The following is a 17,310-nucleotide window of genomic DNA, read 5'->3' as shown; positions in this document are numbered from 1 at the left end:
TCCGGCTTCAGCAAAGCAAGCCGGAGTACTTCACTAGTAGTAGGTATTGCTGGTAGCTAAAAGATTATGTTTATTGTTTTGTAACTTAAAAGTCTCGGCAACTGCCCTCACGGAGAATTTTGCTGGATGTTGCTTTGCCTACGAATCGAAAATTTTGCCCTAATTGACCAATTAGAACTGGAATTCGGCACTGGACTCAATGTTTTAACCGGGGAAACTGGCGCGGGAAAATCGATTATTTTGGATGCCATTGACGCGGCTTTGGGCGGTAAAGTCTCTAGTCGAGTCATTCGTACGGGGACAAATCGGTCAATGGTGGAAGCCACTTTTACTTCTAATCCACCCTTAACTGCTTGGTTGAGTGAACAGGAAATTGATTTAATTGATGATAACTGTGTCATCGTCAGTCGAGAAATTACCGCTACTGCGAGTAATGTCCGGAGTAGATCTCGGGTAAATGGGGTGTTGGTAAATCGGCAGATCATGGGAGGAATGCGCGATCGCTTGGTGGAAATCACCGCCCAAGGTCAAACTGTACAAGTGGGACAACCTGCCCAAGTTAGGGAGTGGTTGGATGTGTACGGTGGTGATTCCTTATTGCAGCAGCGTCAACAAATTGGTGTGGCTTTTAATACTTACCAACAAGCGCATCTCATTTTAGAAAAACGCCGGACATCAGAGCGAGAACGCCTGCAACAACTCGATTTACTCACTTATCAAGTGCAGGAGTTGACAGCAGCCAATATTGAAAATCCTCAAGAATTAGAACAACTCATCCAAGAACGAGAACGCCTGAATCATGTAGTTGAATTGCAACAGATGAGTTACAAGGTTTATGAAGCTTTGTATCAAAATGATAGCGAAACCCCAGCCGCAGCAGATTTACTGGGTGACAGCGAAGCAACATTAACTGACATGGTGGAATACGACGCCCAACTGCAACCTTTGTTGGATTTGGTCCGGGATGCTCAAACTGCCATGATGGAAGTGGGTAGACAAATTAATGCTTATGGCGAAAGTTTAGAAGCTGATCCCCAAAGGTTGGAGGAAGTTGAAACACGTATTCAAGAATTAAAACAAATTTGTCGCAAATATGGCCCCACTCTTACAGAGGCGATCGCCTACTACGAACGTATCCAAGGTGAATTAAGCGAACTCAACGATAGTGAACAATCTATAGAAAGTCTAGAACAGCAAGTACAGGCGAGTTTAGCCAAGCTAACTCAAGCTTGTGGCAAATTAACTCAACTGCGGCGGCAAACTGCTGCTAATTTAGAATCCCGATTGCTTTTTGAACTCAAGCCTTTAGCGATGGAAAAGGTACAGTTTCAAGTAGAAATAGCGCCTACTACCCCCACCGCCACGGGAGGAGACAAAATTACTTTTATGTTTAGTCCCAATCCTGGGGAACCACTGCAACCTTTAATGGCCATCGCTTCTGGTGGGGAAATGAGTCGGTTTTTACTAGCGCTGAAAGCTTGTTTTAACCAAATAGATGCGGCTGAAACAATGGTATTTGATGAAATTGACGTTGGCGTGTCTGGCAGAGTCGCCCAAGCGATCGCCGAAAAGTTACACCAATTAAGTCAAAATAATCAAGTATTGTGTGTCACCCACCAACCTTTGGTGGCGGCCATGGCTGATCGGCATTTCCGTGTAGATAAGCAAACTATTACCCAAGGTAAGGGTAAAAAAGCTCACAATGGTAACGCCGAACAACGTACAGTAGTGCGTGTGACTAACTTGGATAATTTAACTCATCGCCGGGATGAACTAGCACAATTAGCTGGTGGGAAATCAGCTACTGATGCCATCGCTTTTGCTGAGTCTCTATTATTACAAGCTGCTCATCATCGTGGGGAAAAGGATAATCTCAATTTACATTGATGATGGCAAGCCTTCTAGCGTCCCCGAACCAGTGATCACTTCACCAATAGTCAAGGCTGAAATATCCTGCGATCGCAAAAAACTAATAGTGGGTTCTACTTGATGGGGTGGTACTAATAGCACAAATCCAATACCCATATTGAAAGTATTATACATAGCCTCAGCACTGACTGAACCAGCTTGTGCTAGCCACTGAAATAGAGGAGGAATTTGCCAACTGGGGTTAATTTTAATCGCTTGACCTTTACCCAAACATCTGGGTAAATTTTCTGGTAAGCCGCCACCTGTAATATGAGCCATACCGTGAATTTCTAACCCAGCTTGACGAGCTGCTAAAACAGGTTTGACATAAATTTGCGTGGGTTTGAGGAAAGCTGCGCCGATGGTTTCACCACCTAATAATTCTGGTTTTTCATCCCAAGTAAAACCACCATCACTCACAATCTTGCGGACTAAACTCAAGCCATTACTGTGTACACCTGTACTAGGCAGGGCGATCGCTACATCCCCAACTTGGACTTGGGAACTATCCAACATTTGGCTTTTCTCCACAATTCCCACACAAAACCCAGCCAAGTCATATTCACCAACTTGGTAAAAACCGGGCATTTCTGCGGTTTCTCCGCCCAATAACGCACAACCAGCTAACCTACACCCAGTGGCTATACCAGCTACCACTTGAGTCAGTTGCTCTTTTTCTAACTTACCTGTGGCTACATAATCTAAAAAAAACAACGGTTCTGCGCCTGATGTCAACACATCATTCACGCACATTGCTACTAAATCAATGCCAACGGTGTCATGACGATTGAGAATTTGAGCAATTTTTAACTTTGTACCCACACCATCAGTCCCAGAAACCAACACTGGCTCTTTAAAACCCCCTGGTAGTTGAAAACAACCACCAAAACCACCCAATCCGCCAATTACTTCCGGTCTAAAGGTGCTGTGAACCAAATTGCGAATTTGATCGACAAAAGCTCTACCAGCCTCAACATCCACCCCGGCATCCCGATAATCCATTCCTGACTGCACCGTTATCAATCCGTTACCAACTTAGGCTATCATCTTGGAGGTTGTTTGTTGTGCGTATACATTAAAATACTTCCTTTTCAATGCCACGCCACCATTCACCCAAATTCATTAAGTCTTGGTGTATATCTGCTAATTCATTGGCATAGGTATCTTCGGAAATATTAGCTTGACGTTCTTGCAACTTCTTGAGTCGCAGTTGCACCAATAACCAAGGTTTGGTAATGCTATTTGTGGATTCCAAGTATTGAGCTAGTTCTGTACTATCCATATGCTTGTTTTAGTTCACTACTTTTTACAATACATTAGACAGTTCAGCCCAGCACCATTTGCTTAACAGATCAAAAACAGCCACGAGCCAAGTCGTGACTGCTAGGAAATATTCAGAAATTAACTGATTGTCTCTGCTTTGCATATCTGGCAAAAGTCAGCAACACAATCAGTACAAAACTGCAAGTTAATTAGGCTTTAGCAAGATTGGCCGCCGCAAATTCCCAATTCACCAACTGATCTAAGAAGTTTTTGATGAATGCTGGGCGAGCATTTCTGTAGTCTATGTAATAAGCGTGTTCCCAAACATCCAATGTTAGGAGTGCTTTTTTACCATGAGCTAAAGGGTTTTCCGCATTCGGTGTCTTCATTACCTTCAGCGTACCACCATCATCAATTAGCCAAGCCCATCCACTACCGAACTGAGTTGCAGCAGCGGTAGAGAACTCTTCTTTAAATTTATCAAAGCTACCAAAGTCTTTATCAATCTTGGCTGCTAAGTCACCGCTGGGTGCGCCGCCGCCTGCGGGTGTGAGGGAATTCCAGAAGAAAGTATGGTTCCAAACTTGGGCAGCATTGTTGAAGATTCCCACTTTAGAGGAGTCTTTAAAGGTAGTTTGGATGACTTCTTCTAGAGATTTATCAGCAAGTTCAGTACCATCAGTCAGCTTATTGAGGTTATCTACATAAGATTTGTGATGCTTGCCGTAATGATACTCAAAGGTTTCGCCTTTCATGCCATGAGACTCTAGAGCATTAAAGTCGAAGGGTAAGGGGGGCTGTGTAAATGCCATTTTGTGAAATCCTCTCTTTAACTGTTTTCCAGTTTAAAGCTGTTGTAGCAGCTTAGGAAATTACAGGTTTTATACGTATCAGTTTCATATCCTTTAATATTGGATATAAAACTTAACATCGTCATTTTACTACCAAAAGCAAGATCAAGACAAAGTAGATTAATAATAAGTCTTTTTTCTATAGACTAATGATGATAAATAAAAACTGCTAATACCCCAGCAAAACACTGTTCCATCCATTAACAGAAACTTGTTCCTGTGCTATTAATAGCAGATTCTACAGCTAAAATCTATAATCTTGACTATGCCGGGTGATATTTCAGCAAATAGACTTTAAATAGATAACCGTTTAATTTAGATTTTTTTGCCAACTCTTCTATATAGCTAATTTCTGAGATGAAATACTTCTGCCTTGAGAAATACGAATTGAATTATTTTTAATCAGCCTCAAGCTAGATGTATTAATTTTTATATTTTCGTATTATCTCTTATACGATGAATATATAAAGACTCAAACTACTGTGTTTTCAAGATTCAGTTTTGAGATGGGGATGTCAGTTCATTAGCAATCACTCCCCACCCCAATTAAATCAGAAATTATCAGCAGATTGTCATGACTACGGTTGAGATAAACGCTGTTGGTAGTAGTTGACAATTTGTGCGGAAACGTCAGACACACTCAGACCATCAGTTTGCATCTCTACGGCATCCGCTGCTTTTTGCAGAGGAGAAACTTTACGGGTACTATCTTTCCAGTCACGTTCGGCAATATCCCGTTCTAGCTGCTCTAAACTCACTTCGGGTTGACCTTGTTGCTTAAAGTCTTGCTGACGGCGACGCGCGCGTTCATTGACAGAAGCAGTTAAGAAGATTTTAACTTCAGCATCGGGGAATACATGAGTACCAATGTCTCGTCCTTCTGCGACTAAACCACCTTTTTTACCCCAGCCTTGCTGTTTTTTCACCAGTGCTTGACGCACAGCAGTTTGGGCAGCTATGGCTGATACTTGAGATGTCACCTCAACCGTACGAATTGCCTGGGTAACATCAGTATTATTAATCCAAACCTTGACTGGAGATTGCAAATCATGGCTGGGAGTCAGTTCAATGTTACACCGATGAGTTAATTCCGCGATCGCACACTCATCATCAATGGCAACACCTTGTTGCAGCACTAGCCAAGTTACAGCCCGATACATGGCTCCTGTATCTAGATACACTAGCCCCAACTTAGTTGCTACTTGACGAGCCACCGTCGATTTTCCAGCACCCGCAGGCCCATCAATGGCAATGATAGGTTGACGATCGCGCAAAATGGTATTATCAATCAAACGTGTAGAACCAAGACGAGCTGCGATCGCCAGCATTCCTTCCTCCTCAATTGTTTCTAAAGACATTAACGTAGTCGGTTCAACCAATTCAATATATTCCACAAATAGAGTACTAACCTTTGCCAGTTCCTGCTGTACCACCGCTATCAGCTTGCTACTGTCACGCACACCTGACTTGAAAGCAGCTTCTGCTTGCCGTAAACCTTGAGATAAAACCGTTGCTTGCTCTTTTTCTTGTGCAGTCAAATATTGATTGCGAGAACTAAAGGCAAGTCCCGACGCTTCCCGCATTGTCGGACAAGCAACAATTTCTACTGGCAAATTCAAATCAACTACTAACCGTTTAATAATAGCTAGTTGCTGACCATCCTTTTGTCCAAAGTAGGCTCGGTCAGGTTGTACCAAGTTCAACAGCTTAGTCACAATCGTAGCTACACCTTGAAAGTGACCTAGCCGAGAACGGCCACACAAACTTTCCATCATAGCAGATGGTGGTATCACTTGTGTCACTTTAGATTCTTGTATACTTTTCTGGGGAACACCCATTTCTTCCGGAGTAGGTGCAAAAATCGCATCTACCCCTGCTTGCTGACAAAGTTGTTGGTCTTGCTCTAAAGTCCGAGGATAACGTCCGTAATCTTCGTTGACACCAAATTGCAGGGGATTGACGAAAATACTGACAATCACCGTAGAATTTTCTTGCCTGGCTTTTGCAATCAAGCTTAAATGACCTTGATGTAAACCACCCATAGTTGGCACTAAACCGACAGCTGTTTGGTACCAGCTAGTCATTTCATGTAGTACCAAGTCTTCGGAAATTTTTAGCTTGTTGTCTGAGTAGCGTTGAGTTAAATAGCAGCGTAAAGCTGCGACTGTTGTCAGCAGGCGCACAAAATACCCCTAGTTCTTTTTAAGCCTCTCCCCCGTTAGTTTATATCTGAAATAGGGGAAAGGGCTAATTGAACTAGGGGAATTAGAAATTAGGGAATAGGGAACAGGGAATGGAGAGTAGGGAATAGGGAGTAGGTAAGAATCTAGCTAATCTCCTCTTACCCTAGCCCCTAGCCTCTAGCCTCTAGCCTCTAGGATTATCTTCCCAAAACTTCAATTTTGACGGGTGCTACACCACTATTGATCATGCCTATAGACCTAGCTGCACCAGTAGATAAATCGATTACCCGACCCCGAATAAATGGGCCACGGTCATTGATTCGCACCACGACAGAACGACCGTTGCGGGCGTTAGTCACCCGGACTCGTGTTCCAAAGGGTAGGCTGCGATGAGCTGCGGTCATGGCTTCTGGATTAAATCTCTCTCCGGTGGCAGTAGGTCTGCCAGCAAATTCACGACCGTAAAAGGAAGCTATACCTTGAAAACTGAGCCGCCTATTACTAGCTATTTGTTGTGCCTGTCGAGGCATAGAAATAGGCTTGGGTTTTGGTAGATTAGCAATTTCTGTGATGGGAGATGCATTACCCATGAGTCTCCGCAAGCGATTGGTTGCTTGCAATGCATCTTCTGCTAGATTTTTGGTGGTACCTGCTAGTCGGGTATTTTGATTGATTTCCACCAATTCTTGGTCATTGATTTTGATCGTATAGCGATCCCTTGGCTGTTGTTGAACAGGGGCGCTTTTCTTTTGAGCTTGATTACCGCCTGTAGTCTCGTTTTTGTCTTTCCAACTGACAGTAATCTTATCAGCCTCTACATCATTCCGGACTAGCTGATTAATACTAGCTGCTATTAGACCAGCTCTATGAACCGGGTCATCTTGAAGCGAGTTATTTTTTTGGTTGCTCGCATTCGCTAAATTCCCAATACTGGTCAATTGGGCTGAGTCACCAGCAATAAGGGCGTACGATTGCACGCCCTCAGAATCTCCAATTTCTCCAACTTTATTATCAACACTTGCAACTGGCTGAGAACTCAAAAATGTGAGAACTGGAATATTTTTGATAAACAGAGTCGCCGCCTTACGACCTTCAATGTTATGAGGATGAATGCTTGTGATCACAACATCCGAGGTTGGTTTCTCTGCCGAGGATTGAAACTCTCCTACCTTGACCACCTCTTTAACTGGTGATTCTGGGGAAACTTGAGTGATTTCCTTGGTAGTTTGAGTGCGCGCCGATAAAGGCATTCCCCAAACAGCTAGAAACAGAGCGACAATAGTCCACAAATATCTTTGATTCATGCGTCCGATTTTAAAGCGACTGTAGAACAGCAGTTACTTAGTTCGCGGGTTTTTGTGCCAATTGAAATGGCGTATTCCTAATAACTCGAACTTGTTCCGCTTTCACTTTTTGTTTGTAACTGCAACAGACTAACACGAACTTTTGTGCTTGGGGATCAGGGTTTTAGCGTAGAGAATCATCACTTTATCAATTTCCAATTGCAATTTTTAGGGTGAAACCTTTCTCAAATGCGGATTTTGACGATGTAACGTTTTTTTCGCATATCAAAAATTTCTATAGGAAAATTTAATGATTTGAGGATTTTTAATTAGCTGTAACCCTCCGGATCACAAAATGTACTTTATGAGACATATAAAATTTTAAAATACTATTTATTATAATTTAATATATTTAAGTAAAACCGCTCTAAAAATACTTAGTTGAATTTAGTTTACAAAGTTTTTATATTGTTGTACAACCATTCTGTATCAAGACTTACAAATAATATTTTTAGAAAATAAATCCCCCGTAATGATTTTCGCTCAAGTATTTTAATTACATGCTTTTTACGGCAATATGCTGGTTTTATGAAATTTTAATTGTATTATATATTACTAATATTTTAGCAATAATACTTAAAATATGAGGCGATTAATGTATCTATTATTTTTATTCTATTAAAGTAAAAGTAATGATGAGACAATGAAAAATGCTTGATTAACATGTGCGAATAAGTTTCTGTGTATCAAAAAATACGCAAAAACTCGCTTGCTAAATTTAAACAAGTGTGATTTTTTAAGCAAACTATCGGCTTCATGGCAAATTCAGTAAATCCAGAAGATTTAGAAATACTTCCATCGCCACTTTTAGCTGTTCTCAACGATTTGCATTCTCAATACAAGTCTTTAAATGAAGGCACACTAGCAAACTATATTCCAGAATTAGCAAAGGTAAATCCGGACTTATTTAGTATTTGTGTTGCGACTGTAGATGGCAAAATTTATAAAGTCGGGGATTACCAACAGACATTTACCATCCAGTCAATATCTAAAGTGTTTGCTTACGGACTAGCCCTAGAAGATCATGGACGGGATTATATATTGACGAGAGTAGGCGTAGAACCAACAGGAGATGCATTCAACGCAATTATTCTGGATGAGCCATCAAAGCGACCGTATAACCCAATGGTAAATGCCGGGGCGATCGCCATCACTAGCTTAATCAAAGGATCTGGCCCCACAGAACGCCTCAACCGGGTTCTAGAGATGTTTCAAAGATACACCGGACAGGATGCACTAGTGGATATATCAGTATTTACTTCCGAACGTAGCACGGGACATCGGAACCGCGCTATGGCGCACCTGATGCTGAACTTTGGCATGATTGACCACAATATTGAAGAAGCTTTAGATCTTTACTTCCAGCAGTGCGCCGTGATGGTGAATTGCCCAGACTTGGCCGTAATGGCAGCTACTCTTGCCAACAAGGGTATAAACCCAGTTACAGGTAAACAGGCAGTGAATAGCCTTTATATTAAAGATATTCTTAGTGTGATGTACACCTGTGGTATGTATAACTTTGCAGGTGAATGGGCTTACAAAATTGGGTTTCCGGCTAAAAGTGGTGTTTGTGGAGGAATTATGGCTGTTGTCCCTCGTAAAATGGGCATTGCAGTATTCTCACCACTATTAGATGTGCGCGGTAATAGTGTTCGGGGAGTGAAAGTATGTGAAGAACTTTCTCAACGGTTGCAGTTACATCTATTTGAATGTTCCGGAGAAGATTAGGGGCTAGACAGTAACGCTCAAAAATTCAAGATGACTATATATAAGTATTATTCTCAATTTGGCGACAATTATGGGAGGTCTAAATGGCACAGGTTGTGATTGTCGGTGCGGGGCCAACAGGTGCGGCACTGGCCTTACTGCTTGTACAGCGCGGTATTGCTGTGACTTTAATTGAAGCGGCTAAGGACTTTTATCGTGTATTTCGCGGTGAGGGGCTAATGCCTAGCGGGTTAGATGCACTCGACCAAATGGGACTATCGGCATTGTGGCAGCAGATTCCTCATCGACAACTCAACGCCTGGGAATTCATGATTAATGGGAAACAGTTATTTCGAGTAGAGGAGCCAATGGGGGCAAATTTACCCTGTACACTCGTATCACAACCGCCCCTGCTCCAAGCATTGATTTTAGAAGCGCAAAATCATCATAAATTTAAATTGATCCAGGGTGTCACTGTTAAAGATTTATTGTGGAACGATCAACGTGTTGCCGGTGTTTTACTCAGCGATGGCCAACAAATTGCTGCTGATCTTGTAATTGGGGCGGATGGACGTAACTCAATTGTCCGAGAACGTGCAGGCTTAAAATTAGTCCGCCAACCCAAAAATATAGATATTCTCTGGTTTAAACTGGCCTCCACTCCTGAGTTTGCTGAAGATAATGTGTTTCGGACTATTGTGAATAGCGATCGCGTGTTTAGCATCTTTCATGGAGCCGAGTCAGGTAAACTACATCTGGCTTGGGTTGTGGCCGCCACCGAAAAAGTTGACTGGAAACAAGCAGACTGGGGAGAAATTTTCGCGTCTTTATCGCCTTCATGGTTAGCAGAACATTTCCGCAATCATGCAGACACCATTGAATCTCCAATTAAATTGTCTGTGGTAGTCGGTTCTTGTCCCCAATGGCACGCACCAGGGGTAATGCTGTTAGGCGATGCTGCACACCCTATGTCTCCTGTCCGCGCTCAAGGAATTAATGTTGCATTGCGTGATGTCATTGTTGCGGCTAATCATCTTGTGCCTATATTGCAGAGTCAAACTGAACATCAATATATAGATATAGCGTTATCAAAAATTCAAGCAGAACGTGAGCCAGAAATTCTCCGCTCCCAGCAACTTCAATTACAGGAAGCAGCGCAGGGTGAACTCATGCGAAATAATTCACTGGTGCGATCGCTGTTGGTACAACTTGCTCCCTGGTTCGGTAATATTATCAAACAGTCTTGGTTAAGGCGACAACGGGAAATGCGTCAGGGCATAACTCAGGTAAGCTTAATTGTCTGATCATCCCGTATCTATTCCCTAAGTGCAGAGCTTGCTAAAGACTCTAGTGATTCTGTTAAACAGGTACCCAACTAGCGGTAAAATTAACATCCATCCCCAAATTGCCCTCCTGTTTACCCCATGTATTGTGATTACCTGGTACAAATTCTGACTGCTCGTGTCTATGACGTTGCCCAGGAAACACCACTGGAATCTGCCCCAAATCTGTCTGCACGACTAAATAATCAACTACTGCTAAAGCGGGAAGATATGCAGTCAGTTTTTTCCTTTAAGCTGCGGGGTGCTTATAACAAGATGGTGAACTTGTCGCCTGAGATGCTGGCCCAGGGTGTAATTGCCGCATCTGCGGGAAACCATGCCCAAGGTGTGGCTCTGGCTGCTAGCCGGTTGGGTACACGCGCGATTATTGTGATGCCGGTGACTACTCCTCAAGTGAAGATAGATGCAGTCAAGGCCAGGGGAGGAGAGGTGGTGTTAAATGGGAATACCTACGATGATGCTTATGCTTATGCTCGTCAATTAGAGGCAGAAAAGAATTTAACATTTATTCACCCCTTTGATGACCCAGATGTGATTGCTGGACAAGGAACAATTGGCATGGAAATTCTGCGGCAATACCAGCAACCCATCCATGCAATTTTTGTGGCTATTGGTGGTGGAGGTTTAATTTCGGGAATTGCTGCCTATGTTAAACGGTTGCGTCCGGAAATTAAAATTATTGGTGTTGAACCTGTGGATGCTGATGCCATGTCTCAATCATTAAAAGCTGGACATCGAGTGAGGTTGTCCCAGGTGGGCTTATTTGCTGACGGGGTAGCGGTGCGGGAAGTGGGTGAAGAAACCTTCCGTCTGTGTCAGAACTATGTAGATGAAATTATTTTGGTCGATACAGATGACACCTGTGCAGCCATTAAAGATGTGTTTGAAGATACACGCTCTATTTTAGAACCAGCTGGTGCATTAGCGATCGCAGCTGCTAAAGCATACGCCGAACGAGAACAAATCCAGGGACAAACATTAATCGCTGTGGCTTGTGGCGCTAACATGAATTTTGACCGCCTCCGCTTTGTGGCAGAACGGGCAGAGTTTGGTGAACGCCGTGAAGCTATCTTTGCTGTAGCAATCCCTGAAGAACAGGGTAGTTTGCGAAAGTTTTGTGAATGCATAGGTCAACGCAATCTGACCGAGTTTAACTATCGCATTGCCGATGAAAAAGAAGCCCATATTTTTGTAGGTGTACAAATCCAAAACCGTGCCGATGCCGGAAAAATGGTAGAAACTTTTGAAAATTGTGGTTTCCAAACCATTGACTTAACAGATGATGAACTGACAAAATTACATCTGCGACATATGGTAGGTGGACATTCTCCCCTAGCACATAATGAATTACTTTATCGTTTTGAGTTTCCCGAACGTCCCGGCGCATTAATGAAGTTTGTTGGTTCTATGAGTCCCAATTGGAATATTAGTATGTTCCACTACCGTAACAATGGGGCAGATTATGGACGAATTGTTGTCGGGATGCAAGTACCCCCCCAGGAGATGCAGGAGTGGCAAGTGTTTCTTGATAGTCTCGGTTATCGTTATTGGGATGAAAGTCAAAACCCTGCATACAAGCTCTTTTTAGGTTAAATTCTCTACTCAAAATGTACAACATCAACTACTGCTGAGAGTTGCCATTAATGTAACGTGATTTCGACCAATAAAAGTGATTGTCCAAATTCTAAAATTCAAAAGCTGGTGAGCATAGCCTGATATAAATATCCCTTGTTTCGTCAGCAAAAGCCCTTCTACCGTGCATAACTCTAGTATTATCAATCATTAAAATATCTCCTTTTTTCCAAGAAATCTCTGTTGTTATTCTTTCAGCAATTTCATCTAATTCTGTAAGCACATCATGAGGAATTTCTGAATCATCATCAAAATTTAAAATTTCTGGGTGTAACTGTTTGGTTGGTAACAAACTGTTTATAAAAACTTGATATTTACCACATTTACTAGGAATAATTGCAGGGCAAATGTACTCAAGATAAATAGATTTATCTGCGTTAATTTTCAGAGACATATCGTTATTTATACACATCTCTTGTAACTGATCCAAATCATCAGTTTTATATTTTATCTGCCATTTATCTTTAGATATATATACAGAAAACTTCAGTTTCTTATTGCTAAATAAATCTTTAGTTGAAACGCTAATTTGCTCAAAAAAATCTTTGCCATCACATATTGTTGTTTGTCCTGCTTCTGATGCTGGATTAGCACAAAAAAACCACAACATCAGTGGTTTTGTTTTCTGATAATACATTTCTCCATGTAACTTAATCTCAAACTGATCATCGTTGACGCTTAAAATAGTCTTATCGTCATCAATAATTCTTCTAGTAAAAGCTCCGCCAGTGTAATCGAGAAAATCTGTACTTAATAAATTGCTGAATTGCTTAAAAATATTAACATCAGTTTCAAATCCTCTAAAAAGTAATACCCCAGATGATTTGAATAAATTAGTAATTTCTTCCAGGTTCAATTCTAAAAGACTAACACTATCATTATTTGTAATTTGGATACCTGTGTTTTTTGATAGTGGTTGCAATTTAATACTCATATAGTTAAATAGAGATTTAGTTAATTTTGAGTTGAATGCTGGGCTATAGGCAATGTAGCGACATCTGACATTTTACAAGTTTAAAGAAACTGCGATCGCCTTTTATTTTATGAGTTTTTATATCATGTAGGAAAACTGATGCAAAATCTTTGAGCCTATAAATTTATTAGTTTTTGTCTCAATCCCTGATATTTCAATACGGTTCAGTTAAGGTTTTGATCCCCCCTAACCCCCCTAAACCCCCTAAACCCCTTAGGGGATGCGCCTTCGGCGTAGCAAAAGGGGGAAAATTTTCTTAAAGTCCCCCTTGTTAAGGGGAGCCACTGCGTTGGGCGGGTTTCCCGACTTGTAGCAAGTGGCGTGGATTTAGGGGTATCTTGAATGTTTAAACTTCACTAACTGAACTGTATTGCCTTATATTTTTGCCAAATGGGAATGCTCCCTATGGTTTAACTGTGGGATATACTGATATTCATTTATTCATAACTTTATATTAGGGCAATTATAGCATTTCATTTGCTTTATTTTTAGTGATATATCCTAATTCAAAACACCCCAGTCATAGATTTTTTCAAAAATTATACCCTATTGGCATTAAAGAAAAGGCTCCTACCATAATATAAAAATAATTAGGCAATAGGTTTATTAACTAGTAATTTCACTAACAGTAATTTTATAGTAAAACTACCTGTTGACTGGAATTAAACATAAATAGACTATTGATTATATGATGTATAAACAACTTATTGGGAAACATAATATATGACCTATTGTTTGGTTCCTACCAGAGTCATTGATTTTACTAAATTGTGAACCAAAGACACGATGTTACCAGGGTAATTGGTCAGTAATTTATCAACTCTCACGTTTCACTCAGCATCTATGAAGAGTCAACACAAACTTCACTTATATTCATTACTAGCTCAGGTTCGGTGGTTCAGAAAAAGTTACACCGCTAAAATCATGTTGGTGGCATTTTTAGGAACCCACGTCCCACTTCTGACCTTGCTGTTCAGTTTTGTGATCTCAAATTCCTATTCTTGGGATATGGCGCTGCCAGTTTTATTGATTGCCCTGTTAGCTACATTAGTGGGTACTGTAGTCACTCTCTATGCATTACGCCTCCTACTAGCTCCGGTGATTTTGACATCTACCGCTTTACAAGACTATCTCAACACCAAAACATTACCCAAGCTGCCGACAAAATTTGCTGATGAAGCAGGAAGCCTCATGGCAGATACCTCACAAACTCTTCATAAATTAGACGAATTAATTCACCACATCAGTAATTACGATAATTTAACTGGATTACCCAATCGGGATCTATTTTGCGATCGCCTGCATCAAACTTTATGCCAACCTCAGCACAGCCAAAAGCTTGTAGCTGTATTTTTACTAGCTATTGATGATTTTATTGGCATGAGTCATGCCTTGGAACATGAAACTGCAAACTTACTTTTAAGAGCAGTTACCCAGCGTTTGATAACTTGTTTAGCACCAACAGATATCCTGTCCCATGTGAGTCGAGATGAATTTGCGATCGCGCGCATAGATCTTCCCTGTTTTGAAAGTGTCATCCACCTTGCCCAGTTGTTACAAAGTACCTTAGCAAAACCCTTCTCTTTAGATGGCAACCGCATTCATATTACAGCCAGCATCGGTATCATCTTTAATGGTTTAGATAATTGCCATGACGTAGACCAACTCTTGCAACAGGCTCACATAGCTTTGCACCAAGCCAAACAGAAAGGGCGTGGTCAACATCAGTTTTATTCACCAGAGATAAATTCTCAAATCCAGGAAAGATTAGCCCTAGAAAATGAATTACACGGTGCCCTTGAGCGTGGCGAAATGCGAGTTTATTATCAACCCCTAATTGATTTACACAGCGGACAAGTAACAGCAAATGAAGCCCTCGTTCGCTGGCAACACCCTACGAGAGGTTTGGTTTCCCCGGTCAAGTTTATTCCCATTATCGAAGCTAATGATTTGATTGTGCCCATTGGTGAATGGGTTTTGCGAACCGCTTGTGCCCAAAACCGTGCCTGGCAACTTGCGGGAATGTCTCCTATTCGCATCTCCGTCAACCTCTCAGCTCGACAATTTGAACAACCGAATCTGGTGCAAGTCGTCAGCCAGATTCTGGAAGAAACAGGAATGGCAGCTGCTTACTTAGAACTAGAAGTGACTGAAAGTTTCTTGATGACTGACATTCACAGATCGGTGGAAACCTTAAACAAATTACGAGAACTAGGGATATCAATAGCTTTAGATGACTTTGGCACAGGCTATTCCTCCTTGAACTACTTGAAGCAATTTCCTGTAAATATGCTAAAAATTGATCGCTCATTTGTGCAGGATATAATCTCTAATCCTGATAGTGCGGCTGTCACCAATGCCATTATTGCCTTAGCAAAAAGCCTGCGGTTAGCTATCACAGCCGAAGGAGTAGAAACCCAAGAACAGATGGAATACTTACAAAAACGTGGATGTGACGAAGGTCAAGGTTTTTACTTTAGTCGCCCTGCTCCGGCTGAGACAATTGCCCCAATGCTCAAGATGAGTTCTCAATCGAGAGAAATGATGGGAGTAGGGAGTAGGGTACAAAAACGAGCATAGTTTTTATTGCCCCATCTCCCCATATCCTCACTCTCCTCTTCCCATGGCCGAGCGAAACGCGGGAATTGGGAAGAGATTTTGAAATCCTGCTATCCTCTGACTAGGAGGTTCTGGGGCAGAGTTCCACAGGGTTTCGTAGTAAAAGAAGGTGACTCCTAAACCGCGTGCTTGGGCAGCCCGTACCTGTGATTTAATTTGTTGCATGGGTACAGGTCGATTGCGTAAACCTGTCATAATACCAATGCCTGTGGGAATAATTTGTTGGGCTTCTTGAATTTCTGTGCGGGAAATATTATTGACAAAGCTTTGGAAATCGGGACGATATATCTGTACAATTAGCTCGTCTACAATGTTTTGCCGCATCCAAGCTAGCCAGTCTTGGAGTTGAAATTTGTAAGCATAGTCGTAGTAATTGGGAGAAACTGAGAAAATGGCGTTGGGTTTTCTGGCCTTCACTGCTTGATGAAGTTGTACCATAAACGCTGTGATTTTATCTGCCCGCCAACGCATCCATGATTGATCTTGGGGATTACTAGGGGGACTATTATTAGTTTCTTGGGTGTATAAGGCGATGGTGTAGGGATCGTAACCAAATTCGTGGGGCAAACTCATATGATCGTCAAATTGAATGCCATCGACATCATATTGAGTGACGGTTTCCACTACGAGATTGGTGATAAACTGCTGGACTTCGGGATGGAAGGGATTGAGCCACACAACTTCACCAGCCGCACTAATTGAAGTTTGGCTACCGTCTCGTTTTTGCGTTAACCACTGTGGATAATCCAACGCTAATTCGGAAGTTGGGGGAGCCATGAAGCCAAACTCAAACCAGGGAATTGCCAAAAGTCCCCGGCTGTGGGCTTGGGTAATTAAGTCTGCGAGAATATCATGGCCATCGGAGCCGCGAAAGACAAAGGGTTGAATACCAGTGCGTTGTGCCACGGCGCTAGGATACATGACATAGCCAGAATTCCATACCACAGGATAAATCGTGTTGAAGTGGAGCTGCCGTAATTGAGTCATGGCCTCTTGCACTTTGGCACGCTCTTTGAGAACGTTAAAGTCATTGTTGGTAATCCAAACCCCGCGAATTTCCTGACGCGGTAGTTGGGCGATGGACGGGCTTAAACTGTTGAGTAGCAGTACGGCAACAAATGATATTAAAACGAGAATAGGGGAAAACCTTTTGAGCGATCGCTCAATCAATGGTAATTTCATCAGCTTGAATAATGTGTTAGCTCCCCATCCATGCCATAGGATTCTTGTGTGATGAAATTTACTAGCCATATCATCTACGAACATCTATGTTTACTAAAGGATTTGTTAATTGGTAGTTAGTTGTTCATTCCATGCACATCAAATGTTTGCATCCGAAAAATCGAAGCAGACTTAGCACAGTAAGATAGGTGACGTAGCTCTGAAGCTAGGAGTGCCCATTTTATTTTTTTCCAGGACGATGATTCAATTTATATCTAGATATAACGTTGTTTGAGGATTAGACTTGACAAATTTACTGATAATATA

General features: G+C 41.8%; 12 protein-coding genes. 5 read left to right on the top strand and 7 right to left on the bottom strand.

The features are described 5' to 3' along the window. The first annotated feature begins 126 nt into the window (after window positions 1-126). Window positions 127-1,887 carry a DNA repair protein RecN gene (gene recN / locus ACM0OT_RS13680; RefSeq protein WP_414564882.1) on the top strand — a complete coding sequence of 587 codons (1,761 nt, stop codon included), beginning with the start codon at window positions 127-129 and terminating at the stop codon, window positions 1,885-1,887. On the opposite strand, the gene purM is transcribed toward recN, so the two are convergent. The 5 genes from purM to ACM0OT_RS13655 form a co-directional block, all read right to left on the bottom strand. After that, on the bottom strand, window positions 1,879-2,910 hold the full coding sequence (purM, locus tag ACM0OT_RS13675) for a phosphoribosylformylglycinamidine cyclo-ligase (RefSeq protein ID WP_414564881.1): 1,032 nt from the start codon (window positions 2,908-2,910) through the stop codon (window positions 1,879-1,881). The genes recN and purM overlap by 9 nt on opposite strands. Before the next feature lie 73 nt (window positions 2,911-2,983). Next, window positions 2,984-3,190, bottom strand: a complete 207-nt coding sequence (locus tag ACM0OT_RS13670) for a hypothetical protein (RefSeq protein WP_414564880.1) — start codon at window positions 3,188-3,190, stop codon at window positions 2,984-2,986. Between the two features lie 190 nt (window positions 3,191-3,380). Then, window positions 3,381-3,983: a superoxide dismutase gene (locus tag ACM0OT_RS13665; RefSeq protein WP_414564879.1), complete on the bottom strand. Its 603-nt coding sequence runs from the start codon at window positions 3,981-3,983 to the stop codon at window positions 3,381-3,383. A gap of 617 nt (window positions 3,984-4,600) precedes the next feature. After that, window positions 4,601-6,205, bottom strand: coding sequence for a bifunctional pantoate--beta-alanine ligase/(d)CMP kinase (locus ACM0OT_RS13660; RefSeq protein ID WP_414564878.1), 1,605 nt, complete (start codon window positions 6,203-6,205; stop codon window positions 4,601-4,603). 197 nt (window positions 6,206-6,402) lie between these two features. Then, the gene (locus ACM0OT_RS13655) at window positions 6,403-7,509 is read right to left on the bottom strand and encodes a septal ring lytic transglycosylase RlpA family protein (RefSeq protein ID WP_414564877.1); all 1,107 of its coding nucleotides are present in this window, start codon (window positions 7,507-7,509) and stop codon (window positions 6,403-6,405) included. Between the two features lie 795 nt (window positions 7,510-8,304). Between ACM0OT_RS13655 and glsA the strand changes: the two genes are divergently transcribed. The 3 genes from glsA to ilvA all read left to right on the top strand — a co-directional run bounded on the left by glsA (window position 8,305) and on the right by ilvA (window position 12,191). After that, complete coding sequence (gene glsA, locus ACM0OT_RS13650) at window positions 8,305-9,276, top strand: glutaminase A (RefSeq protein ID WP_414564876.1); 972 nt, start codon at window positions 8,305-8,307, stop codon at window positions 9,274-9,276. A gap of 83 nt (window positions 9,277-9,359) precedes the next feature. Then, window positions 9,360-10,559: an FAD-dependent monooxygenase gene (locus ACM0OT_RS13645; RefSeq protein ID WP_414564875.1), complete on the top strand. Its 1,200-nt coding sequence runs from the start codon at window positions 9,360-9,362 to the stop codon at window positions 10,557-10,559. 120 nt (window positions 10,560-10,679) lie between these two features. Further along, window positions 10,680-12,191, top strand: a complete 1,512-nt coding sequence (ilvA, locus tag ACM0OT_RS13640) for a threonine ammonia-lyase, biosynthetic (RefSeq protein ID WP_414564874.1) — start codon at window positions 10,680-10,682, stop codon at window positions 12,189-12,191. 91 nt (window positions 12,192-12,282) lie between these two features. Here the strand turns inward: ilvA and ACM0OT_RS13635 are convergent, their stop codons facing one another. Beyond that, entirely contained in the window at window positions 12,283-13,152 is an 870-nt protein-coding gene (locus ACM0OT_RS13635) for a TauD/TfdA family dioxygenase (RefSeq protein ID WP_414564873.1), read from the bottom strand. Between the two features lie 894 nt (window positions 13,153-14,046). Between ACM0OT_RS13635 and ACM0OT_RS13630 the strand changes: the two genes are divergently transcribed. Then, window positions 14,047-15,783, top strand: coding sequence for a putative bifunctional diguanylate cyclase/phosphodiesterase (locus tag ACM0OT_RS13630; RefSeq protein WP_414564872.1), 1,737 nt, complete (start codon window positions 14,047-14,049; stop codon window positions 15,781-15,783). A 27-nt stretch (window positions 15,784-15,810) separates the two neighbouring features. Here the strand turns inward: ACM0OT_RS13630 and ACM0OT_RS13625 are convergent, their stop codons facing one another. After that, window positions 15,811-17,004, bottom strand: coding sequence for a glycoside hydrolase family 10 protein (locus tag ACM0OT_RS13625; RefSeq protein ID WP_414564961.1), 1,194 nt, complete (start codon window positions 17,002-17,004; stop codon window positions 15,811-15,813). Between the last annotated feature and the right edge of the window lie 306 nt (window positions 17,005-17,310).

Origin of the sequence: Anabaena sp. CCY 9613, assembly GCF_963920895.1 — a bacterium.
Lineage (GTDB): Bacteria > Cyanobacteriota > Cyanobacteriia > Cyanobacteriales > Nostocaceae > Cyanocohniella.
Note: the sequence above shows the minus strand (reverse complement) of the source record. Positions and strands in the feature narration are given on the sequence as shown.